The 19,007-nt window shown below is 73.0% G+C and carries 23 protein-coding genes; 9 read left to right on the top strand and 14 right to left on the bottom strand.

The window, feature by feature from the left end:
- Both R2S09_RS12445 and egtA read right to left on the bottom strand, forming a co-directional pair.
- A partial coding sequence (locus R2S09_RS12445) for a DinB family protein (protein ID WP_316740931.1) occupies nt 1-259 on the bottom strand: 259 nt, incomplete at its 3' end.
- On the bottom strand, nt 256-1,572 hold the full coding sequence (gene egtA / locus R2S09_RS12440) for an ergothioneine biosynthesis glutamate--cysteine ligase EgtA (protein ID WP_306192523.1): 1,317 nt from the start codon (nt 1,570-1,572) through the stop codon (nt 256-258). The genes R2S09_RS12445 and egtA, both read right to left, overlap by 4 nt.
- Before the next feature lie 334 nt (nt 1,573-1,906).
- Here egtA and R2S09_RS12435 point away from each other — a divergent pair, with 334 nt between their 5' ends.
- A complete protein-coding gene (locus R2S09_RS12435) occupies nt 1,907-2,716 on the top strand; it encodes a TIGR02452 family protein (RefSeq protein ID WP_316740930.1) in 810 nt (269 codons plus the stop codon).
- Between the two features lie 50 nt (nt 2,717-2,766).
- Here the strand turns inward: R2S09_RS12435 and R2S09_RS12430 are convergent, their stop codons facing one another.
- Together R2S09_RS12430 and R2S09_RS12425 are read right to left on the bottom strand one after the other, a co-directional pair.
- Nucleotides 2,767-3,213 (bottom strand): type II toxin-antitoxin system PemK/MazF family toxin, encoded by a 447-nt coding sequence (locus R2S09_RS12430; protein WP_306192521.1) that lies wholly within the window; start codon nt 3,211-3,213, stop codon nt 2,767-2,769.
- A gap of 62 nt (nt 3,214-3,275) precedes the next feature.
- On the bottom strand, nt 3,276-3,677 hold the full coding sequence (locus R2S09_RS12425; protein ID WP_316740928.1) for a hypothetical protein: 402 nt from the start codon (nt 3,675-3,677) through the stop codon (nt 3,276-3,278).
- 96 nt (nt 3,678-3,773) lie between these two features.
- On the opposite strand from R2S09_RS12425, the gene R2S09_RS12420 reads away from it, so the two are divergent.
- Nucleotides 3,774-4,442: a metalloregulator ArsR/SmtB family transcription factor gene (locus tag R2S09_RS12420; RefSeq protein ID WP_306192519.1), complete on the top strand. Its 669-nt coding sequence runs from the start codon at nt 3,774-3,776 to the stop codon at nt 4,440-4,442.
- A 114-nt stretch (nt 4,443-4,556) separates the two neighbouring features.
- A complete protein-coding gene (locus tag R2S09_RS12415) occupies nt 4,557-4,988 on the top strand; it encodes a hypothetical protein (protein ID WP_306192518.1) in 432 nt (143 codons plus the stop codon).
- 60 nt (nt 4,989-5,048) lie between these two features.
- On the opposite strand, the gene R2S09_RS12410 is transcribed toward R2S09_RS12415, so the two are convergent.
- Together R2S09_RS12410 and R2S09_RS12405 are read right to left on the bottom strand one after the other, a co-directional pair.
- A complete protein-coding gene (locus R2S09_RS12410) occupies nt 5,049-6,554 on the bottom strand; it encodes an SPFH domain-containing protein (RefSeq protein WP_316740925.1) in 1,506 nt (501 codons plus the stop codon).
- Between the two features lie 146 nt (nt 6,555-6,700).
- A complete protein-coding gene (locus R2S09_RS12405; protein ID WP_306192516.1) occupies nt 6,701-6,919 on the bottom strand; it encodes a hypothetical protein in 219 nt (72 codons plus the stop codon).
- 114 nt (nt 6,920-7,033) lie between these two features.
- On the opposite strand from R2S09_RS12405, the gene R2S09_RS12400 reads away from it, so the two are divergent.
- Entirely contained in the window at nt 7,034-7,489 is a 456-nt protein-coding gene (locus R2S09_RS12400) for a CU044_2847 family protein (protein ID WP_316740923.1), read from the top strand.
- A 317-nt stretch (nt 7,490-7,806) separates the two neighbouring features.
- Here R2S09_RS12400 and R2S09_RS12395 read toward each other — a convergent pair whose 3' ends face one another.
- On the bottom strand, nt 7,807-8,781 hold the full coding sequence (locus tag R2S09_RS12395; RefSeq protein ID WP_306192514.1) for an alpha/beta hydrolase: 975 nt from the start codon (nt 8,779-8,781) through the stop codon (nt 7,807-7,809).
- A 233-nt stretch (nt 8,782-9,014) separates the two neighbouring features.
- On the opposite strand from R2S09_RS12395, the gene R2S09_RS12390 reads away from it, so the two are divergent.
- A complete protein-coding gene (locus tag R2S09_RS12390) occupies nt 9,015-9,896 on the top strand; it encodes an LLM class F420-dependent oxidoreductase (protein WP_316740921.1) in 882 nt (293 codons plus the stop codon).
- Nucleotides 9,897-9,968: 72 nt separating this feature from the next.
- Here R2S09_RS12390 and R2S09_RS12385 read toward each other — a convergent pair whose 3' ends face one another.
- Complete coding sequence (locus R2S09_RS12385) at nt 9,969-10,532, bottom strand: NAD(P)H-dependent oxidoreductase (protein WP_306192511.1); 564 nt, start codon at nt 10,530-10,532, stop codon at nt 9,969-9,971.
- Between the two features lie 119 nt (nt 10,533-10,651).
- Between R2S09_RS12385 and R2S09_RS12380 the strand changes: the two genes are divergently transcribed.
- Nucleotides 10,652-11,308: a TetR/AcrR family transcriptional regulator gene (locus R2S09_RS12380; RefSeq protein WP_306192510.1), complete on the top strand. Its 657-nt coding sequence runs from the start codon at nt 10,652-10,654 to the stop codon at nt 11,306-11,308.
- Nucleotides 11,309-11,582: 274 nt separating this feature from the next.
- On the opposite strand, the gene R2S09_RS12375 is transcribed toward R2S09_RS12380, so the two are convergent.
- The gene (locus R2S09_RS12375; protein ID WP_306192509.1) at nt 11,583-12,275 is read right to left on the bottom strand and encodes a TetR/AcrR family transcriptional regulator; all 693 of its coding nucleotides are present in this window, start codon (nt 12,273-12,275) and stop codon (nt 11,583-11,585) included.
- Nucleotides 12,276-12,427: 152 nt separating this feature from the next.
- On the opposite strand from R2S09_RS12375, the gene R2S09_RS12370 reads away from it, so the two are divergent.
- Nucleotides 12,428-13,462 (top strand): LacI family DNA-binding transcriptional regulator, encoded by a 1,035-nt coding sequence (locus tag R2S09_RS12370; protein WP_399143943.1) that lies wholly within the window; start codon nt 12,428-12,430, stop codon nt 13,460-13,462.
- Between the two features lie 116 nt (nt 13,463-13,578).
- On the opposite strand, the gene trxA is transcribed toward R2S09_RS12370, so the two are convergent.
- Nucleotides 13,579-13,983 carry a thioredoxin gene (gene trxA / locus R2S09_RS12365; RefSeq protein ID WP_306192507.1) on the bottom strand — a complete coding sequence of 135 codons (405 nt, stop codon included), beginning with the start codon at nt 13,981-13,983 and terminating at the stop codon, nt 13,579-13,581.
- Nucleotides 13,984-14,121: 138 nt separating this feature from the next.
- Between trxA and R2S09_RS12360 the strand changes: the two genes are divergently transcribed.
- Nucleotides 14,122-15,552 (top strand): NAD(P)/FAD-dependent oxidoreductase, encoded by a 1,431-nt coding sequence (locus R2S09_RS12360; RefSeq protein ID WP_306192506.1) that lies wholly within the window; start codon nt 14,122-14,124, stop codon nt 15,550-15,552.
- A 50-nt stretch (nt 15,553-15,602) separates the two neighbouring features.
- Here R2S09_RS12360 and R2S09_RS12355 read toward each other — a convergent pair whose 3' ends face one another.
- The 4 genes from R2S09_RS12355 to R2S09_RS12340 form a co-directional block, all read right to left on the bottom strand.
- On the bottom strand, nt 15,603-16,247 hold the full coding sequence (locus R2S09_RS12355; protein WP_306192505.1) for a peptide deformylase: 645 nt from the start codon (nt 16,245-16,247) through the stop codon (nt 15,603-15,605).
- Nucleotides 16,248-16,294: 47 nt separating this feature from the next.
- Nucleotides 16,295-16,642 (bottom strand): M48 family metallopeptidase, encoded by a 348-nt coding sequence (locus tag R2S09_RS12350; protein WP_306192504.1) that lies wholly within the window; start codon nt 16,640-16,642, stop codon nt 16,295-16,297.
- Between the two features lie 78 nt (nt 16,643-16,720).
- Nucleotides 16,721-17,200 carry a MarR family transcriptional regulator gene (locus R2S09_RS12345; RefSeq protein WP_316740919.1) on the bottom strand — a complete coding sequence of 160 codons (480 nt, stop codon included), beginning with the start codon at nt 17,198-17,200 and terminating at the stop codon, nt 16,721-16,723.
- Entirely contained in the window at nt 17,197-17,688 is a 492-nt protein-coding gene (locus R2S09_RS12340; protein WP_316740918.1) for a MarR family transcriptional regulator, read from the bottom strand. The genes R2S09_RS12345 and R2S09_RS12340 overlap by 4 nt, the downstream gene beginning before the upstream one ends.
- A gap of 197 nt (nt 17,689-17,885) precedes the next feature.
- Here R2S09_RS12340 and R2S09_RS12335 point away from each other — a divergent pair, with 197 nt between their 5' ends.
- Nucleotides 17,886-18,851, top strand: a complete 966-nt coding sequence (locus R2S09_RS12335) for a pirin family protein (RefSeq protein WP_306192501.1) — start codon at nt 17,886-17,888, stop codon at nt 18,849-18,851.
- Nucleotides 18,852-19,007 lie beyond the last annotated feature (156 nt).

The raw sequence follows: 19,007 nt of genomic DNA, 5'->3' as shown, positions 1-19,007 counted from the left end.
TGCGCAGCAGCCACAACTCCTCCTGATTGCCGATATGCGCCAGGTCCCACACCAACGGCGACATCAGCGGCGAGTGCTGCGCGGTGAGATCGGGCTCCTCGACGCAGCTGGTCAGCAGGATGGTGCGGTCCCGGGCCGCGGTGAGCGAACCGAGCACCCGCTCACGCAGCCTCTCGGGGTCGGATGCGCGGCCGGACGCGGGCTCGGGCGCGGAGTCGAGGGTGGTGTCGGGCGCGGTGTCGGATGCGGGGTCGGTCATATGCGGATGTCCTTCCCGTGGGCGCGACGGCGGTCCGGGCCGCGCAGTCGGTCGAGCAGGTCGTCGGCCGGACAGCGGCCCTTGAGGACGTAGCGGTCCAGGTACGCTCCGACGGCGTCGGTGACCTCGGCGGTGGCACCGACCCGGGGCAGGGCGTCCAGGGCGGCGACGAAGCAGGCGATCGCCGCCTCGTGCAGCTCCGGGTCGGCGAGCCCGGCGCGGGCGGCGTCGGCCCACAGCGGATTGTGCGGCGCCGGCAGGGCGAGGGTCCGCTCGGCGAGCGGCTTCACCGCCCGGTACGCGGTCTCGGCCGCCTCCGGGTCGTCGAAGAGCGCCGTCGTCACCGCGAGCGGCACGATCCACCCGTCGTCGCCGGGCTGGGCGTCGATCATGCGCAGTTCCAGGTGGCCGCGCGGCCTGACCGGAGGGAACAGCGTGGTCATGTGGTAGTCGAGGTCGTCTCTCGTCGGCGGCCTCGGCCGGCCCGAGCGGATCCACTCCCGGAAGGTCAGCGCCTCGGGGACCTCCCACGGCCCGGTGTCGCGGCGTACGCACATCACCGGCGCGTCCAGCACATGCCGCGCCCACGCGGAGCGCGGAGCACCGTCCAGCGGGGGAGCGCCCGCCCTTGCGGGGCCTATCTGCGTCCACAGCAGCTGCCGGGTGGAGAGCCAGCCGGTGGGCCGGCGCCCGAGCAGCGGGGAGTTGGCGAACACGGCCACCAGGACGGGGCCCAGCTGGTGTGCGAGCCACCACCGTCGCACATGGCCGAGCGGCCCCGGCTCCTCGTGGCCGGCGTCCAGGCACACCTGTACGGATGCCGTGGTGCACATCATGTGCCGGCCCGCCGCGCCGCCGCGGTCCAGACAGGTCTCCAGGGCGTCGTAGCGCCGCTCGCGCAGGAATCTGCGGGGCGTGTGCCAGGGGTCGTGGCCGATGCCGACGAGGCGGAGGCCGCCCTCGGCCAGTACGGCACGGACGGCGTCGAGGTCGGCGGAGACGGTGCCGATGCACTCCATCAGGGAGGCGGCGGGCGGCGAGCTCAGCTCCAGCTGGCCGCCGGGTTCGACGGTGAGCGCCGACCTCAGGGGCACGGTCCGCAGCGCGGCGTAGGCCGCTTCCAGACGTTCGGGTGTCACGGGGACGCGCGGAGTACGCAGCTCGTGGACGAGCCACTCCACCTCGACGCCGACGGCGCGGGGTGGTCCGGTTTTGAAGCAGATGCCGCTGACCAGTGCCTCGACCTCGGCCTCGGTGAGGGCCGTACGGCCCTGCGTACAGCCGCTCGCCGGGGCGGCGGGCGAATCTGACATGTCGGGATCCTCCTGAGATTCCACCATGCCACCGGCCCGGGATCGGTGGGCCGGGGCGGAGTCATACCGTCCCACCCAAGACCCTGCGGCCGATTCGCACAAGGGTGCAGATCGGGACAATCCTGCCTTGAAATTTCTGTTTCCGCGATGTTTGCCTGTGCCTCACGGCGCTTCACGGGGCGGGGTCCGTCACAGGCCTCTCGCGGGGCCCGCCGGTGGCCTTCCTCCCGGAAACCCGTTTGCACCGCACGTCCAGGATCGCCCACGATGCGTGCATGAGCACGACGGGGGAGGCCGCGCGGCGCGCGGTCATGGCGCGTACGGGGGTGGCGCCATGAGCGCGCGCCTGCGCGGGATCGCGCAGCAGACGGAGCAGATCGTGATGGCGGGCGTCTACCGCGCCGCCGACGGGCGCGAGATGCGGATCGCGGCGGCCGTCGATGCCGCACGGGAGGGCACCCGCGTGTACGGCCCGGAGCCGGTGCCCGTACCGCGCTGGACCCCGCTCGAGACGTCCGTCGAGGTCACCGGCGAGAGCAGCCTGGCGGCGGCCCGACGGCTCTGCGGCCCCCCGGTGGCCGTCCTGAACTTCGCCTCGGCCCGTAATCCCGGCGGCGGCTACCTCAACGGCGCCCAGGCCCAGGAGGAGGCCCTGTGCCGCGCCTCCGCCCTGCACACGTGCCTGCTCGGGGCCAAGGGGTTCTACGACCACCATCGGGCCCACCGAGACCCGTTCTACTCCGATCGGGTGATTCATTCACCGGCGGTGCCCGTCTTCCGTGACGACGGGCACCGGCTCCTGGACGAGCCGTACACCGCCGGCTTCCTGACCGCCGCCGCGCCGAACGCGGGGGTGGTGCTGCGCGACGCCCCGGAGCGCGCCGGTGAACTGCCGCACGCCCTGGCCGTCCGCGCCGAGCGGGTGCTGGAGACGGCCGCCGCGCACGGCTACCGGCGGCTGGTGCTGGGCGCGTGGGGCTGCGGGGTGTTCCGCAACGACCCGGCGCAGGTGGCGGGCGCCTTCCGGGCGCTGCTCGGCCCCGGCGGACGGTTCGCGGACGCCTTCGAACACGTGGTGTTCGGGGTGCTGGACCGCACCCGGGACGGCCTGGTCCGCGAGGCGTTCGTACGAGCGTTCGCCTGAGGCCGAGGCTGAATCCCAACCTCGGCCCAGCCCGAACCTGAGACTGAGCCTCAGCTCCAGCGGTACCGCTCCCGCAGCCGGTGCACCACCGAGTTGAAGCGCATCCGGTCCAGCGCGCACGCCTCGCGTCGCATGCCGTCCTCGTGCAGCCTCAGCACCCGGTCGACGTCCACCCAGGAGTCGCGTCCCGACCGGTCCCAGGGCCCGTTCCCGATCGGCACCCACTCCCGGTCGCCGTCGTGCGCCTTGCTGGAGAGCTGGACGGCGAGCAGGGTTCCCGCCGTCTCCCGGGCCACCACCAGCACCGGACGGTCCTTGCCCCGCCCGTCGTTCTCCTCGAAGGGCACCCAGGTCCAGACGATCTCCCCGGGGTCCGGGTCACCGTCGTGCGCGGGCGCGTACTCGGTGCGCACCCGGCCGACCGCGCGCGCGTCGGCCTCGGTGGTGGCGGTGGGGCCGTAGCGGCCCGGGACGTCGTCATCGGTGAAGGCAGTCACGGGGGCACCCTAGAGCGTGCGCGCGAGCGCCGGGACACCGGGCGTACGGTGCTGATGCCTGGTCAGGACATCTCGCCGGGCCCGCGGATGCGCATGCCGGGCCGGCGCCGGTGCACGGTCAGGTAGACAAGGCCGTCCTCGCCCGCGGTGATGCTGCGCGTGGAGCCGTGCGGGAGCCACACCGTGGCGCCCTCGGCCAGTGGGCGGGGCTCGTCCCCGGTGCCCGCGCCGAGCACACCGCCGCCGGAGACCACGTACAGCAGCACGTCCAGATCCGGTTCGGCGTGCGGTGCCACGCGCCCGCCCGGCGCGAGGCGGACGAGGTTGGCGTCCAACTGGCGTCCGCTCTTCGCCAGCTTCCACAGCACACCCGCCGGGACCGGCGGGGCGTCGGCCAGCGCGCGGGCGTCGCACAGGACGCGCGGCTCCGACGGCTCGGTGTCGTGCGCGGACGGCGGCGTCATGCCGTACCCCTCTCTCGGCGGCTCCCAGGCGTGGCCTACGATTATTCCATGTTGGTTTCGTAGAAAATCGCCGCAGCTGAGAAGGGGTGAGCAGGCGTGTCCACCACACGGCGGAGCCCTCGCCGGCGCGAGGTGCTGGACGTGCTGCGCGCGGCCGCCGGGCCGCTGGGCGTCACGGAGACGGCCGAGCGGATCGGGGTCCACCCCAACACCGTCCGGTTCCACCTGGACGCACTGGTGGCCGAGGGGCTGGTCGAGCGGCGGATCGGGGAGCCCTCGGGGCCCGGCCGTCCCCGGACCGTCTACGTCCCGCAGCCCGGCATGGACCGCGGCGGGACGCGCGGCTACCGCCTGCTGGCGCAGATCCTGCTCAGCCAGTTGGCGTCCCGGGGTCCCGAGGCCCGGTCGGCCGCGACAGAGGCGGGCCGTGCGTGGGGGCGGTACCTGGTCGACCCGTTGCCGCCCTTCCGGGAGCCGACGGCCGAGGAGGCGGTGGGGCGTCTGGTCGCCCTGCTGGACGACCTGGGCTTCGATCCGGTGCCGGAGACGAGCGGCGCCGGGGAACCGCCGGAGCGGATCCGGCTGCGGCACTGCCCGTTCCTGGAGCTGGCCGAGGAGTACGGCTCGCTGGTGTGCCCGGTCCATCTGGGGCTGATGCAGGGGGCGCTGACCGAACTCCGGGCCCCGTTGACCGCGACCGGCCTGGAGCCCTTCGCGGAACCCGATTCCTGTCTGGCCCATATGAGGTTCCTTGAAGCTCCCTGAAGCTCCCTGAAGCCCCGTGAGCTCCCTGAAGCCCCTGAAGCCCCTGAAGCCCCTGAAGTCCCCGTGCAGTGAGCAGGCCGCGGGCCGGTGCCCCGGCAGAGAGGCAACACATCGATGAACACCACGTCGGCCGCCACGGCGAGCGCGGTCACCTTCGTCTGGCTCGGCATGGTGCTGGCCATCTCCTTCCTGGAGGCGCCGCTGAAGTTCCGCGCTCCCGGTGTGACCATCCCCATCGGCCTGGGCATCGGCCGACTGGTCTTCCGGGCGCTGAACCTGACGGAGGCCGCCCTGGCCGCCGTCGTGATCGTCGCGACGGCCGTCGGCGACGCCCCGGGCCGCGTGATCGCGCTGACCGCGGCCGTGGCCGTCGTGCTCATCGCCCAGCTGGTCTTCGTCCGGCCCCGCCTCAACCGCAGGTCCGACCGCGTCCTGGCGGGCGAGGACGACGGCCCCCGCTCCCTTGGCCACCTGGCCTATGTGGCCCTGGAGGTCGCCAAGGTCGCCGTGCTGATCGCCCTGGGAATCAGCCTGCTGACGGTGTGAGCGACACGTGTGGGGCCCTCCGGGCGGAGGGCCCCACGCACGTGTTCGTGTCCGGAACGGTCAGCTCTCGCCGCCGTCCACCGGGACCTTCTGCGCCGGGGGCGGCGCGCTCCCGTTCAGGGACGGCGAGGCGCCGTTCCCGCCCTGGCCGTTGCTGTTCGACCCGTTCTGGTTCATGGACGCCAGCAGTTGGCGGGCCAGACCCAGCCCGGTGCCGCCCATGGTGAGCGCCTTGGCGAACAGGTCGGCCATCCCGTCGGCGCCGTTGAGCAGCACCATGTTGTCGACGTTGCCGAACGCCGAGGCGCCCGCCTGGACGATCTCCGGCCAGTTCTCGGCGAGTTGCTGGGCGACGACGGCCTCCTGGTTCTCGGCGAGGGCCGCCGCCCGCGCCTTGATGGTCTCCGCCTCCGCCAGGCCCTTGGCCCTGGTCGCCTCGGCGTCCGCCAGGCCCTTCGCCTGCGCGGCCGCCGCCTCGGCCTCACCGGTGGCCCGGGTCGCCGCGGCGGTCGCCGCACCCCGGGTCTTGGTGGCCTCCGCCTCCGCGCCCGCGGCCGTCTTGACCCGGGTCGCCTCGGCCGCCGCCGCGAGCTCCGTCTCCTTGGCCTTCGCCTGCGCCGCCGAGATCCGCGCGTCGCGCTCGGCCTCGGCGAGCGTCCGCTTCTCGTACGCCGTGGCGTCCGCCGGCTTGCGTACGTCCGCCTGGAGCTGCTGTTCGCGCCGGTGCGCCTCCAGTTCGGCGACCCGCGTCTCCTGGACGACCACTTCCTGCCGGGCGCCGGCTTCGGCGAGCGGGCCGGCCTGGCGGGCCTTCGCGGCCGCCTTGTCCCGCTCGGCCTGGTAGCCGGCCTGGAGGATCTCGCTGTCCCGGGTGGCCTCGGCCATCCGCGCGAACGACTGCTGCTCCGCCTCGGTGGCCAGCCGGTTCGCCTCCGCCTGCGCGATGCGCGCGTCCCGCTGGACGGCCGCCGCGTGCGGCATCGCGAGGTTCTGGATGTAGCCGGTGGGGTCCTCGATCTCGTGGATCTGCAGCGAGTCCACGATCAGACCGAGCTTCTCCATCTCCGTGCCACAGGCCGCCCGGGTCTGCCCGGTCAGCTTCTCCCGGTCGCGGATCATGTCCTCCACCGTCAAACCGCCCACGATCGAGCGCAGATGACCGGCGAAGACGTTGTGCACCCGCTCCGACATCAGCTTCTGCTGGTCCAGGAAACGGCGGGCCGCGTTCGCGATCGACACGAAGTCGTCGCCCACCTTGAAGATGACCACGCCCCGCACCTTCAGCGGAATGCCCTGATGGGTCACGCAGTCCACGTGCAGTTCGGTCTCGTTCAGGTCGAGCGAGAGCTTGCGCACCACCTGCACCCCGGGCAGCACCAGCGTGCCGCGCCCGGTGACGATGCGGAAACCCATGCCCTCCTCGAGGCCCTCGGTCCGGTGCTTGGAACCCGAGATGACCAGTGCCTCGTTGGGCTCGGCGACCCGCCACATCAACTTGAACAGACCGATCAGAACGAGGACGGCGACGACCGCCACCCCCGCAACGACGCCGACGATCATCGGCATACGCCCCCTTTGGGTTGGTGCCCGTTCGGCACCGAACGAAGGGAGTGTGCTCCTCGGCGGGCCCCGGGTGAAGACACCGGCGCGTCCTTGTTGCAGTCTTGACGTGTAAGGCCCTCACCTGCGCTCTCATCGGTGACGGAGCGGGCTCAACTGTCGTACACCGCTTCGACGTAGACGGTCCGGGGTGGCAGGTACTCCACCACCATCACCACCGTGCCCCGCTCGAGCCGGCCCTTGCCGTCGGCGGGGTAGGCGAGGAAGTGCTCGGCGCCGCCGCGCACCCGGACGATCACCTCGCCGACCAGCCCCGGCCCGACGGTACCGGTGACACGCCCCATCAAGCCGACCATCCCCGCATCCTCCATGGCCGCAGCCTAGATCCTGCCGGGGCATCAGGCAGGAGGGCGGAGGGTAGATGCTCGTACTGCTGCCCCGGGGAAGCCGGGGGCGCCGGACACGGTGGGGAGAAGGGGGAGTTCATGTCCGACGAGCTGGTGCGGTTCGAGCTGGGGGAGGGCTCGGCCGGGGTGTACGTCGAGGTGGCCGAGGACGACTCCGGAGTGGAGCGGGTACGGCGGCGCGGCGGCGCCCCGCCTCAGGCGGTGGACGGATTCGAGCACGGCCTGGACCAGATCCGCGACGTGGCGGCCCGCACCCTGCGGCGGATCACCTCGATGCCGGCCGCGCCGTCGACGGTGGAGCTGGAGTTCGGGGTCAAGTTCAGCGTGGAGGCGGGCGCGGTCATCGCGCGGACCGGCGTCGAAGGGCATCTGAAGGTGAAGGTGGTCTGGGAGAACGCCGCTCCGGACCGGCGCGCGAACCAGGGCGAGGACGAAGACGAGGACGAGGAGACGACGGACACGCCTCAGGCGACCGACGCAACCGGAGACACTGCCCATGCCACAGCCGCAGCCGGTGCCGCAGCCGGTGCCTGAGCCGGCGCCTGAGCCGGCGCCCGGTTCACTTCGGCATCGGATCCGTCGACTTGATCACCACAGGGTCCGCATCCGTCGGCTCCCGGCGCATGGGAGCCACCCGCGTGTGCTGAGGCGGAGGCCCGGCATGCTGCGGGGGCCCCGCCACCTTCACCAGGCTCGGCGCGGCCCCGGCCCGCTCCGTCCGGCTCCGGTACAGCGTCGTCCGCCCGGTGACCCAGCATCTCCACCACCATCACCAGTATCCCGAGCGGAGCATGGGCCACGGGGTGATCCACGCGCGCCGGTGGCCGGCACGCCTCGCCGTCGCCGCGTCGTCAGTGGGCCAGCAGCCTGCGCAGCCAGTCCCCGCGGGCGGTCTGCGCGGCCCGGGACAGGGCCGCTCGCGGGGCGATGCCGTCGAAGCCGTGGAAGCCGCCGGGCCAGACGTGGAGTTCGGCGACGCCCCCGGCCTGCCAGATACGGGAGGCGTAGGAGACCACCTCGTCGCGGAAGGTCTCCGCGGAGCCGACGTCCAGGAAGGCCGGCGGCAGGCCCGACAGGTCCTCGGCGCGGGCCGGCGCGGCGTACGGCGACACGTCCGGGCCGCCGCGCCGGTCGCCGAGCAGCGCCGTCCACGCGGTCTCGTTGGCCGTGCGGTCCCAGAGGCCGGTGCCCGCCATCTGGTGCGCGGACGGCGTGTCGTTGCGGTCGTCGAGCATCGGGGACATCAGCATCTGGCCCAGCGGCCGCGGCCCTCCCGCGTCCCGCAGCAGCAGCGCCAGCGCGGCGGCGAGCCCGCCGCCGGCGCTCCCGCCGACGAGCACGATCCGGCCCGGGTCGCAGCCGAGTTCCCGCGCGTGCTCCGCCGTCCACAGCAGACCCGCGTGCACGTCGTCGACGGGCGCGGGGTGGGGGTGTTCCGGCGCCAGCCGGTACTCCACCGACACCACGGCCGCCCGATGCCCCTTCGCCCAGTCCAGGGCCGTGTTCACGCCCAGTCTCCGGTTTCCGAGGACCATGCCCCCGCCGTGCACGTGGTAGAGGAGGGGCCGGCCGGTGCCGGTGGCCGGTGCGGTGGGCCGGCAGACCAGCAGCGAGACGCCGGGCGCGCCCTCGGGCCCCGGCACGGTCGGCTCGGTCACCTCGAAGGCGCCGTCCATGGTCAGGTCCAGCTCGTCCAGGAGTTCGACGGCGGCACCCTGCCGGGCGGCCGCGATGTCCTCCGCCGCGAGCCCGGGCCCCAGCAGACCCCCGGACTCCTCCAGGGCGGCGGCGAGTTCGGGGTCGAACGGGGGCGGGAGCGGCGTCATGAAGTCTCCTCGCGCGGATCGCGGTGTGCGGCGGCTCGTATGCCCTGTGTGGGTACCCCTCCGCGGCGTGGACGCCGCCGTACGGCGGACAGGTCCCGCCGACCGGCGGGTGGTCACCGGCCCTTCCGTCCGCAGACGGCGGCGTGGCGGGCCTTGGAGCGCACTTGAGGATCTAGTGTCGGAGGGGCCGAAGACGGCCGGAGACTCGGAAACTGCGACGTACGGAGACGCGCATGCGGGTCGGTGTGCACATCAACCGGTTCAACAACGCGGGTGGCGCGCCCGCACTCGGCACGGAACTGGCCGCCGCGGGGGAGGCGGCCGAGTCCGCCGGGGTGAGCCGGTTGTCGGTCATGGACCACTACTTCCAGATGGAGTTCAACGGCGGAGCCGAGGACCCGATGCTGGAGGCCTACACCACGCTGGGCTTCCTCGCCGGCCGCACCTCCACCGTGCGGCTCGGCGCCCTGGTGACGGGGGTGACGTACCGCCACCCCGGGCTGCTCGCCAAGATCGTCACCACCCTGGACGTGCTCTCCGGCGGCCGGGCCACGCTCGGCCTCGGGGCGGCCTGGTACGACCGTGAGCACCACGGGCTGGGTGTGCCCTACCCGCCGCTCGCCGAGCGTTTCGAGCGGTTGGATGAGACTCTGCGGATCTGTCTGCAGATGTGGGACCCGGACGCCGACGGCCCCTTCGAGGGCACGCACTACCGGCTCGCCGAGACACTGTGCGTGCCGCCGCCGGTGAGCTCGCCGCACCCGGAGATCATGATCGGCGGCGGGGGTGAGAAGAAGACGCTGCGCCTGGTCGCGCAGTACGCGGACGCCTGCAATCTGATCCCCGCCTCCCCCGAGGAGCTGCGGCACAAGCTGGACGTGCTGCGGAGGCACTGCGACAGCGTGGGGCGCGACTACGACGCCGTACGCAAGACGTTCGTGTACACCGGGGAGGCGGCGACCGAGGAGGACCTCGACGCCCTGCTGCGGGACCTGGAGGGCTACGCCGGGCTCGGTGTCGACACCGTGATCCTGGCTCCGCGCCTGGGCGATCCGGCCGGCTGGATCGACCGCTTCGCCTCCCGGGCCGTCCGGCGCGTCGCCGAACTGGAGTGAGACCGCGCCGTGAACCGGGTGAGGGGCCCGAGCTCCACGCTCGGACCCCTCACCCGGTTCGTTCGGCTCGGCTCAGGCGGCGACGGCCTCGCCGGCGTGGCCGTGCAGGCGGGCGACGACCTCGGTCAGCTGGGCGGCGACCTCGGCGTCGTCGACCGGGTGGGTCTCGGCGAAGCGGGTCACGGAGCCCGGGATGGACAGCTTGATGTCCTCGATGACCTTGCCGCCGGCGATGCCCACGGCCTTGCGGGCGTCGTCCTGCGCCCACACGCCGCCGTACTGGCCGAAGGCGGTGCCCACGACCGCGACGGGCTTGCCGGTGAGGGCACCGACGCCGTACGGACGGGACAGCCAGTCGATGGCGTTCTTCAGCACGGCCGGGATGGTGCCGTTGTACTCGGGGGAGAAGAGCAGGAAGGCGTCGGCGGCCTGGGCGGCCTCGCGCAGCTTGGCGGCGGCGGCCGGCACGCTGCCCTCGACGTCGATGTCCTCGTTGTAGAACGGAACCTCGGCCAGGCCCTCGAACAGCTCGACCTCGGCACCCGCGGGGGCGAGCTTGACGGCCGCCTCGGCGAGCTGGCGGTTGTGCGAACCGGCGCGAAGGCTGCCGACGAGCGCGAGGATACGAACAGACATGGGAACTCCAAGGGGGGGTGAAACACTGCGGTAACGATCCGGACCGAGGTCCGTTTAATTTTCTACCAGACTAACCGGACCACGGTCCAGTTTTCTTCCCGATGCTTTACGCTGGCTTCATGTCCAGCACCCTCCCGCCCTTCCCCACGCCTCAGGAGCCCGTGGAGAACACGCCGGTGCTGCTCGAGCTCGGCACCGGCGTGGACGAGCCATGTCTGCGCGCCGATGCCGCGCGCAACCGCGCCCGGCTGCTGGACGCGGCCGCACGCCTGGTGGCGGAGCACGGCGCGGCCGGCGTCACGATGGAGGCGGTCGCCGCGGCCGCCCAGGTGGGCAAGGGCACGGTCTTCCGCCGCTTCGGCGACCGCATCGGTCTGCTCAACGCGCTGCTGGACCACTCCGAGCGGAAGTTCCAGGCGTCCATCCTCAGCGGCCCGGCCCCGCTGGGGCCCGGCGCGCCGCCGGTGGAGCGGCTGCGCGCGTTCGGCTGCGCCGCGCTGCGCCGCGCCGCCGACGACCTGGAGCTGCAGCTGGCGGCCGAGCCCTGCCCCGACCGCCGCTTCCTCGTGCCGGCCCGCCAGGTGCGCTACGGCCATGTGCTCATGCTGCTGCGGCAGGCGGTCCCGGACGCGGACTGCGAACTGCTCGCGCAGACGCTGATGGGCTACCTCGAACCCGCCCTGATCCACCACCTGACCCGGCAGTGCAAGATGCCGATGGACCGGTTGCAGGCAGGCTGGTTCGACCTCGTCGAACGCGTGACCGGCACCGGGTGATCGGCGCCGGGGTGATGGGCACCGATGGATCCCGCTGAGAGCGGGTGGTGCTGCCGAGAGCGTGGGGCTGGTCGCCGTCGAGGCCGGACGGGCTCAGTGGTGGCCGGCGAACATCTCCAGCAGGCCCTCCGGCGCGTCCTGACGGAACAGCAGGGCCGCACCGCGGGCCGAGTCCGCCGCCGCGGCCTCGCTGCGCGGGAACAGCCTCTCCTCGGGGGATGGCTGGACGGGCGGGGCGCTGACGGTCCGGCAGGGGTGTCCGGCCGAGGGGCGGTCACGGTCGCCCGGGGACGCTCGTGCGCTCGATGCCGTTGATCAGGGTCTGGAAGCCCCAGGACAGGCGGTCCTCGGGGGCGCCGGACAGCAGAGGGCCGGCGAGGGCGGCGATGTGCGGGTGGGTGCGGTCAGACGCGCTGTGCAGGGCGTGCGCGAGCGCGTCCCACTCGGCCCGGTCCGCCGCCGAACCGTCGCGCGACGCGTGCTCGGCGGCCGTCGCGGTGGCGTGCTGGAGCAGCAGATCCACCCCCCACGCGGCCCGGTCGGGCGCGACGCCGCCCTCGTCGAGGAGACCGAGCAGCGTCTCGATCAGGTTCAGGTGGTGCGGGCCGCTGGGCCGGGCGGTGAGCGCGGACCGGGCGAGTCCCGGGTGCTCCATGAGCATCGCCGTGTACGCCGTGAGCACCTGCTCGAGTCGGCCGCGCCAACTGCCCTCCGCCGGCGCGGGGCCCACCGTGCCGAGCAGCTCGTCCAGCACGGCCGCGTGCAGCTCGGAGGTGTTGCGCACGTACACGTACAGCGAGGCCGGGCCGGTGTCGAGATCCTGGGCCAGGCGCCGCATGGTCACTCTCTCCAGGCCCTCGGCCCGCAGCACGGCGACGGCCGCGGCCACGATGCCCTGACGGGTCAGGGCGGGCTTGGCCGGGCGGTCGCGACGGCTGCGCGGGGCGGTGGGTCGGCGTGCCGTCATGCGACGACTGTAACGAACGCGTTCGTGACGAACTAGTTCGTGGCGAACGCGTTCGCGGCGAACATGTTCGCCGCAGGCCGTACGCCTCCCGCCCGGCCCGCACGGCCCTGCCCGGTCCGCGCTCCCCGCCTTCTGCCAAGATGCAGTACGTCATGGTGCAGATACCAGAACCCGCCGCGTCCTCGTCACCCGCACCGCGCTCCGTCCCCACGAGTGCCGATGTGGCCCGCCTTGCGGGCGTCTCGCGCGCGACCGTCTCCTACGTCCTGAACAACACCGGCGCCGTACGCATCAGCGAGCCCACCCGCCGCCGGGTCCACGAGGCCGCCAGAGAACTCGGGTACGTGCCCCACGCCGCCGCGCGCAGCCTGCGCGCCGGGCACAGCCGGATCGTCCTGATGCCCGCCCCCGCCATCGCACCCGGCCCCCTCTACAGCCGGTACCTCAACGAACTCCAGTGGGCGCTCGGCCGCCTGGACTACACCGTGGTGCAGCACGGGAACGTCGGCCTGCACGGCGACGAGGCCGTCCGCGCCTGGGCCGAGCTACGGCCGGTCGCCGTCCTGGTCCCCGGAGCCGGGATAGGCCCGGAAGGCGTCGCGGTGCTCAAGCGCTCCGGCGCCCGCGCCGTCGTCACCCTGGGACCCGAACCCGTGGACGGCGCCCACGCCCTGCTCATGGACAACGAGCGCGTCGGGCACTGCGCGGGCGCCCACCTCTACGCCCGCGGCCGCCGCCGGATCGGTGTGGTCGTGCCCGAGGAGAGCGGCCTCGACATCTTCTCCCGGCCCCGCCTGGCCGGCGTACGGCACGCCCTGCGCGGCACCGACGGGACCGTGACCGAACTGCCCCTCGGCTACGACGAGGAGTCCGCGGCCCGCCTCGCCGGCCGCTGGCGCGGGCTCGGCCTGGACGCGGTGTTCGCCTACAACGACGAGTACGCGATGCTGCTGATGCGCGCCCTTCAGGACGACGGCGTCCGCATCCCCGAGGAGACGGCCGTGATCGGCGCCGACGATCTGATGCTCGGCCGCCTGCTGCGCCCCCGGCTGAGCACCGTGCACATCGACCTGCCCTCCGGCCGCTACGTCGCCGACCTCGTCGACCGGGCCGTACGCAACCCGGGCGCGGCACCCGAACGGCTGACGGTGCTCGGCGCGACGGTGGTCCAGCGCGAGTCCACCTGACCCGGGGCGCGATGGAACGGGCCCGCCGATGAGCGACGGGCCGGCCGACGAGGGGCGGGCCCGTCGCTGAGGACGGGCCCGTCGCTGAGGACGGGTCCGCCGACGAGGAAGGACCCCTACTGCCCGTCAGGGCCCGTCTGCCCCTGTCCCTGACCCTGTGCCTGCTGCTCGGCGACAGCCTTGCGGACCTCGTCCATGTCCAGCTTGCGGGCCTGCCCGATCACATCCGTCAGGGCGGCCTCGGGCAGCGCGCCCGGCTGCGCGAACACGGCCACCTGGTCGCGGACGATCATCAGCGTCGGAATGGACTGGATGCCGAAGGCCGCCGCGAGCTCCGGTTGCGCCTCGGTGTCCACCTTGCCGAACACCAGGTCCGGGTTGTCCTCGGCCGCCTTCTCGTAGACCGGGGCGAACGAACGGCACGGCCCGCACCAGGACGCCCAGAAGTCGATGAGAACGAAGTCGTTCTCGCTGACCGTCTGGTCGAAGTTCTCTTTGGTGAGCTCAACGGTGCTGCTCATGGCGTATTTCCTCTTCCTGGTGTGGGGACGTACTTCCTGGCGCGGGGACAAGACGTCGGCACAACACGGCCGGCCCTACGGGTATTCCGCGCGCGTACCCGTTTGGCCACGGCGCACACCACCGTCCAGACTGACGTCATGACGGAAACGGAAACCATCGCGTACGACGTCGTGGTGCTCGGGGCCGGGCCCGTGGGGGAGAACGTGGCCGACCGCACTCGCGCGGCCGGTCTGTCCACCGCGGTCGTGGAGAGCGAGTTGGTCGGCGGCGAGTGCTCCTACTGGGCGTGCATGCCCAGCAAGGCTCTGCTCCGCCCGGTCATCGCGCGCGCCGACGCCCGCCGCCTGCCCGGCCTGAGCCAGGCGGTGCAGGGCCCCCTCGACGTCCCGGCGGTCCTCGCCCGCCGGGACGAGTACACCTCGCACTGGCACGACGACGGCCAGGTCGGGTGGCTGGACGGCATCGGCGCCGACCTGTACCGCGGCCACGGCCGTCTCGCCGGTCCGCGCACGGTCACGGTCACCGGCGCGGACGGCGGGCACGTGACGCTGACCGCCCGGCACGCCGTCGCCGTCTGCACCGGCACCGGCGCCCAGCTGCCCGACCTGCCCGGCCTCGCCGACGTCCGGCCGTGGACCAGCCGTGAGGCCACCTCCGCGAAGCACGTGCCCGAGAGGCTGATCGTGGTCGGCGGAGGCGTGGTCGCCACCGAGATGGCCACCGTCTACCAGGCGCTCGGCTCCCAGGTCACCGTTGTGGTCCGCGGCAAGGGGCTGCTGTCCCGGATGGAGCCCTTCGCCGGCGAGCTGGTCGCCGAGGCACTCACCGAGGCGGGCGCCGACATCCGCACCGGCACCTCGGTGGATTCGGTGACCCGGGAGAACGGCGCCGTCGTGGCCGTCACCGGCACCGGCGACCGGATCGAGGCCGACGAGATCCTCTTCGCCACCGGACGGGTCCCGCGCACCGAGGACATCGGACTGGAGACCGTCGGCCTTCAGCCGGGCTCCTGGCTCACGGTCGACGACACCCTGCGGGTCGAGGACAGCGACTGGCTCTACGCGTGCGGCGACGTCAACCACCGTGCCCTCCTCACCCACCAGGGCAAGTACCAGGCCCGGATCGCGGGCGACGCCATCGGCGCCCGCGCCAAGGGCGAGCCCCTCCAGGACCCTGCCCCTTGGGGCCCGCACGCGGCCACCGCCGACCACCACGCCGTCCCGCAGGTGGTCTTCACCGACCCGGAGGCCGCCGCCGTGGGACTGTCGCTGGCGGAGGCCGAACAGGCCGGCCATCGGGTCCGCGCCGTCGACGTGGAGCTGTCCTCGGTCGCCGGGGCCGGGCTGTACGGGGACGGTTACCGCGGCCGCGCCCGCATGGTGGTCGACCTGGACGAGGGGATCCTGCGGGGCGTCACCTTCGTCGGGCCCGGCGTCGGCGAACTGCTTCACTCGGCGTCCGTCGCCGTCGCCGGACAGGTCCCGGTCGACCGGCTGTGGCACGCGGTCCCGTCCTATCCGACGATCAGCGAGGTGTGGCTGCGCCTGCTGGAGGCGTACCGGGGCTGACCGCGGCGGTGAGGGCCGCGGCGACGCCCGTCACCGCGGCTCGAGCCCCGTCACGGCAGCTCGAACCCGAGTGCCTGCGCCGCCTCCTCGGGTGTCGGCTGCGTCCAGCGCGCCGCCAGCGTCTCGTTCGAGGACAGCGAGCGCAGCTCGGCGCGGTCGAGGTAGAGGGTGCCGTCGAGGTGATCGGTCTCGTGCTGCACGATGCGGGCCGGCCAGCCGGTGAACACCTCGTCCACCGCCCGGCCGTGCTCGTCCCGCGCGCGCAGCCGCACCTCGGCGTGGCGGGCCACCACCGCCTGCCAGCCCGGCACGCTGAGGCAGCCCTCGTAGAACGCGGCCCGTGCCGCGCCGACCGGCTCGTACGACGGATTGACCAGCACGCGGAACGGCTGGGGCACCCGCCCCCGCGCTCGTCGCACCTCCTCCGGAACCGGCGCCGGATCCTCCAGGACGGCGATCCGCAGCGCCACACCCACCTGGGGTGCGGCGAGTCCCACGCCGGGCGCCGCGTGCATGGTGAGGCGCAGCGCCTCGACGAACCGGGCCAGCAGTGCCGGCTCCAGCTGGCCGTCGAACGGCTCCGCGCCGCGCCGCAGCACCGGATGACCGGCCGTCACCACGGGCAACGGCCCGCCAGCGGCGAGAAGTTCCTCGACCCGCTCGGCAACGGGCGTACGCGCATCCGGGCAGTCCATCGCGCCAGCATGCCACGGCCCCGACGGGACCCGTCGCACCGTCCCGCTCACACGTCCGCGAACTCGCCCGCGAACGCCGAGGCGATGCGCAGGTGCTGCGCGGCCTCCTCGTGGCGTCCCTGCCGCTGGAGGGTGCGGCCGAGCATCAGCCGGGCGTAGTGCTCCACCGGGTCACGCTCCACGATGACGCGCAACTCCGTCTCGGCACGGCGCAGCTGGGCCGAGTGGTAGTAGGCACGGGCCAGCAGCAGCCGCGGTCCGGTCTGCTCCGGCACCTCCTCGACCAGTCCGGCCAGGACGCGGGCCGCGCCGGCGTAGTCCCGGGCGTCGAAGAACTGCTGCGCGCGCTCCCAGCGCTCGGCCGGTGTTCCGTGGTCGTAGTACGTCGTGTTCACGCGTGACCTCCTTCGGTGTACTGCAACCGAGGCAGGTGGCTGAACATTCCACGATGTGCCGCGCCCGCTGCAGACCGGTCAGGAGGCGAGCGCGGCCAGCTCCGCTTCGGCCCGCTCGGTGACCGTGGTCAGGACGCGGGCGGCGGCCGCAAGGTCCTCGGCGGGGATGCCGGCGTAGATACGGGCGGCGATCTCGGCCGTCTCGGCGCTCGCACCGGCGTAGAAGGTCTGCCCGGCGTCGGTGATCCGCAGGTGCGGACCGTCGGCCGCCAGCAGCCCCTTGGCGATCAGCTGCCCGATGACGTCACGCACACCGGCCTCGTCGGCCTTGAGCGCGGCGGCGGTACGGCCCACCAGCCGGTCGTGCTCGACGGGGCCGCCGGCGGTGGCGACCGGCCGCAGGGTCACCATCTCCTGGAACGTGACGTGGTAGCGGGACAGCACCTTCTCCAGGACCGCTCGGGCGGCGTAGTGGGCCACACCGATGAGGCGGCTGTCCATGGCCGGGGTGGGGGCGGAGCCGGTGGCGTGGGCGGTGGTGTGGGCGGTGGTGGTCATGACTGCTCCTTCTCGTGCTCACTGTTCTGGCTGAACGGATCAAGAGGTGCGTCGAGCAGGGTCGCCAGCTCGCTGGTGAACGCCCGTGTGCGCGGGCTGTCGAGGCCGCCGAGCGGCTCCAGCAGCTGCCGCAGGAGCCCATGGACGACCTTGATCGCCTGCCCGGTGACATCCCGGCCGCGCTCGGTGAGCGCGAGCTGGACGGCGCGCGGGTCCTCGGGGTCCCGGGTGCGCTCGAGCAGACCCGCGGACTCCAGTCCGCGCGCCAGCTTCGACACGTAGAGGGGCTCCAGCCCGGTGTGGTCGGCCAGGCGCCGCTGGCTGGGCCGCAGCCCGGAGCGGTGCATGCCGTACAGCGAGGCCACCAGCGAGTACTGGGCATGGGTCAGCCCCAGCGGGGCGACGGCGCGGTCGACCGCCACGCGCCACTTCATTGAGAGACGCCAGACCAGAAAACCGGGCGTCGCGCCCTCGGATGCCGTACCCATGGCAGATACAGTACATGGCTATTATGTACATGGCTACTATATCCGCGATCGCTGTTCCTTCCAGGGCTCCGGGGGACAGGGCGGCGGCTCACCGGGAACGGAGACAGGCCTCACCGAGGGCCGAACAGGCCTCACACTCGGCCGGACGCCCGCGTGACGGACTGACGGAACCGCTCCGGCGGGACTAGGTTGTGGCCATGAGCAATCTTGACCGCGAGGCGGTCCCCGCCGTGTGCGGCGGCCGTGGTTTCGTGGTGGCGGAGCCGGTGCGCGAACTCCTCAGCCCGCGCCGCGTCAAGCTCGGCGAGTCCACCGAGGTCCGCCGGCTGCTGCCCAACCTCGGCCGCCGCATGGTGGGCGCATGGTGCTTCGTCGATCACTACGGCCCGGACGACATCGCCGACGAGCCCGGCATGCAGGTGCCCCCGCACCCGCACATGGGCCTGCAGACGGTGAGCTGGCTGCACGACGGCGAGGTGCTGCACCGCGACTCGACCGGCAGCCTCCAGCTGATCCGCCCCGGCGAACTGGGCCTGATGACCTCGGGCCGGGCCATCAGTCACTCGGAGGAGAGCCCCGGGTCGCATGCCCGCTTCCTGCACGGCGCACAACTGTGGGTCGCCCTCCCGGACGGCCACCGCCACACCGACCCGCACTTCGAGCACCACGCCGACCTGCCGACCGTCACGGCACCCGGCCTGACCGCCAGGCTGATCCTCGGCGACCTCGACGGCGCCACCTCACCCGGTACCACATACACCCCGATCACCGGCGCCGACCTGGCCCTCACCCGTGGCGCGGACGTACGCCTCCCCCTGGAGCCCGACTTCGAATACGCCGTGCTGTCCATGTCCGGCGAAGCCCACGTCGACGGCGTACCACTGCTGCCCGGCTCGATGCTCTACCTCGGCTGCGGCCGCGGCGAACTCCCCCTGCGCGCCGAGTCCGACGCCGGCCTGATGCTCCTGGGCGGCGAGCCCTTCGAGGAGGAGCTGATCATGTTCTGGAACTGGATCGGCCGTTCGCAGGAGGAGATCGCCCAGGCCCGCCGGGACTGGATGGAAGGGACACGGTTCGGCGAGGTCAAGGGGTACGACGGTGATCCACTGCCGGCTCCCGAGCTGCCGGCGACGCCCCTGAAGCCACGTGGGCGGGTGCGCTGACCTGCGGAAATGGTTGACGGTCGGCGGCGGGTGGGTGAGTCCGGTCGGGGACTGTCCCGCGTCCTTCGACCGCGCACAGGCAGGGCGGCTGAGTATGCCGCAGGTTCGATGCGAGGCGCTGGGCGATTCCACGGTGTGGCCGTCTGTGGGCGGCTG

It is taken from the genome of Streptomyces sp. MK7, from assembly GCF_032658145.1.
Taxonomy (GTDB): domain Bacteria; phylum Actinomycetota; class Actinomycetes; order Streptomycetales; family Streptomycetaceae; genus Streptomyces; species Streptomyces spiralis.
This window is presented reverse-complemented; position numbering and strand designations above follow the sequence as displayed.

What these genes read in the sequence shown, in the direction of transcription:
- R2S09_RS12340 (WP_316740918.1), bottom strand. Translation starts at nt 17,688, where the DNA reads ATGGGTACGGCATCCGAGGGCGCGACGCCCGGTTTTCTGGTCTGGCGT.
- R2S09_RS12390 (WP_316740921.1), top strand. Translation starts at nt 9,015, where the DNA reads ATGCGGGTCGGTGTGCACATCAACCGGTTCAACAACGCGGGTGGCGCG.
- R2S09_RS12405 (WP_306192516.1), bottom strand. Translation starts at nt 6,919, where the DNA reads ATGGAGGATGCGGGGATGGTCGGCTTGATGGGGCGTGTCACCGGTACC.
- R2S09_RS12395 (WP_306192514.1), bottom strand. Translation starts at nt 8,781, where the DNA reads ATGACGCCGCTCCCGCCCCCGTTCGACCCCGAACTCGCCGCCGCCCTG.
- R2S09_RS12360 (WP_306192506.1), top strand. Translation starts at nt 14,122, where the DNA reads ATGACGGAAACGGAAACCATCGCGTACGACGTCGTGGTGCTCGGGGCC.
- R2S09_RS12370 (WP_399143943.1), top strand. Translation starts at nt 12,428, where the DNA reads ATGGTGCAGATACCAGAACCCGCCGCGTCCTCGTCACCCGCACCGCGC.
- egtA (WP_306192523.1), bottom strand. Translation starts at nt 1,572, where the DNA reads ATGTCAGATTCGCCCGCCGCCCCGGCGAGCGGCTGTACGCAGGGCCGT.
- R2S09_RS12410 (WP_316740925.1), bottom strand. Translation starts at nt 6,554, where the DNA reads ATGCCGATGATCGTCGGCGTCGTTGCGGGGGTGGCGGTCGTCGCCGTC.
- R2S09_RS12380 (WP_306192510.1), top strand. Translation starts at nt 10,652, where the DNA reads ATGTCCAGCACCCTCCCGCCCTTCCCCACGCCTCAGGAGCCCGTGGAG.
- R2S09_RS12415 (WP_306192518.1), top strand. Translation starts at nt 4,557, where the DNA reads ATGAACACCACGTCGGCCGCCACGGCGAGCGCGGTCACCTTCGTCTGG.
- R2S09_RS12425 (WP_316740928.1), bottom strand. Translation starts at nt 3,677, where the DNA reads ATGACGCCGCCGTCCGCGCACGACACCGAGCCGTCGGAGCCGCGCGTC.
- R2S09_RS12335 (WP_306192501.1), top strand. Translation starts at nt 17,886, where the DNA reads ATGAGCAATCTTGACCGCGAGGCGGTCCCCGCCGTGTGCGGCGGCCGT.
- R2S09_RS12435 (WP_316740930.1), top strand. Translation starts at nt 1,907, where the DNA reads ATGAGCGCGCGCCTGCGCGGGATCGCGCAGCAGACGGAGCAGATCGTG.
- R2S09_RS12400 (WP_316740923.1), top strand. Translation starts at nt 7,034, where the DNA reads ATGTCCGACGAGCTGGTGCGGTTCGAGCTGGGGGAGGGCTCGGCCGGG.
- R2S09_RS12345 (WP_316740919.1), bottom strand. Translation starts at nt 17,200, where the DNA reads ATGACCACCACCGCCCACACCACCGCCCACGCCACCGGCTCCGCCCCC.
- R2S09_RS12355 (WP_306192505.1), bottom strand. Translation starts at nt 16,247, where the DNA reads ATGGACTGCCCGGATGCGCGTACGCCCGTTGCCGAGCGGGTCGAGGAA.
- R2S09_RS12375 (WP_306192509.1), bottom strand. Translation starts at nt 12,275, where the DNA reads ATGACGGCACGCCGACCCACCGCCCCGCGCAGCCGTCGCGACCGCCCG.
- R2S09_RS12385 (WP_306192511.1), bottom strand. Translation starts at nt 10,532, where the DNA reads ATGTCTGTTCGTATCCTCGCGCTCGTCGGCAGCCTTCGCGCCGGTTCG.
- trxA (WP_306192507.1), bottom strand. Translation starts at nt 13,983, where the DNA reads ATGAGCAGCACCGTTGAGCTCACCAAAGAGAACTTCGACCAGACGGTC.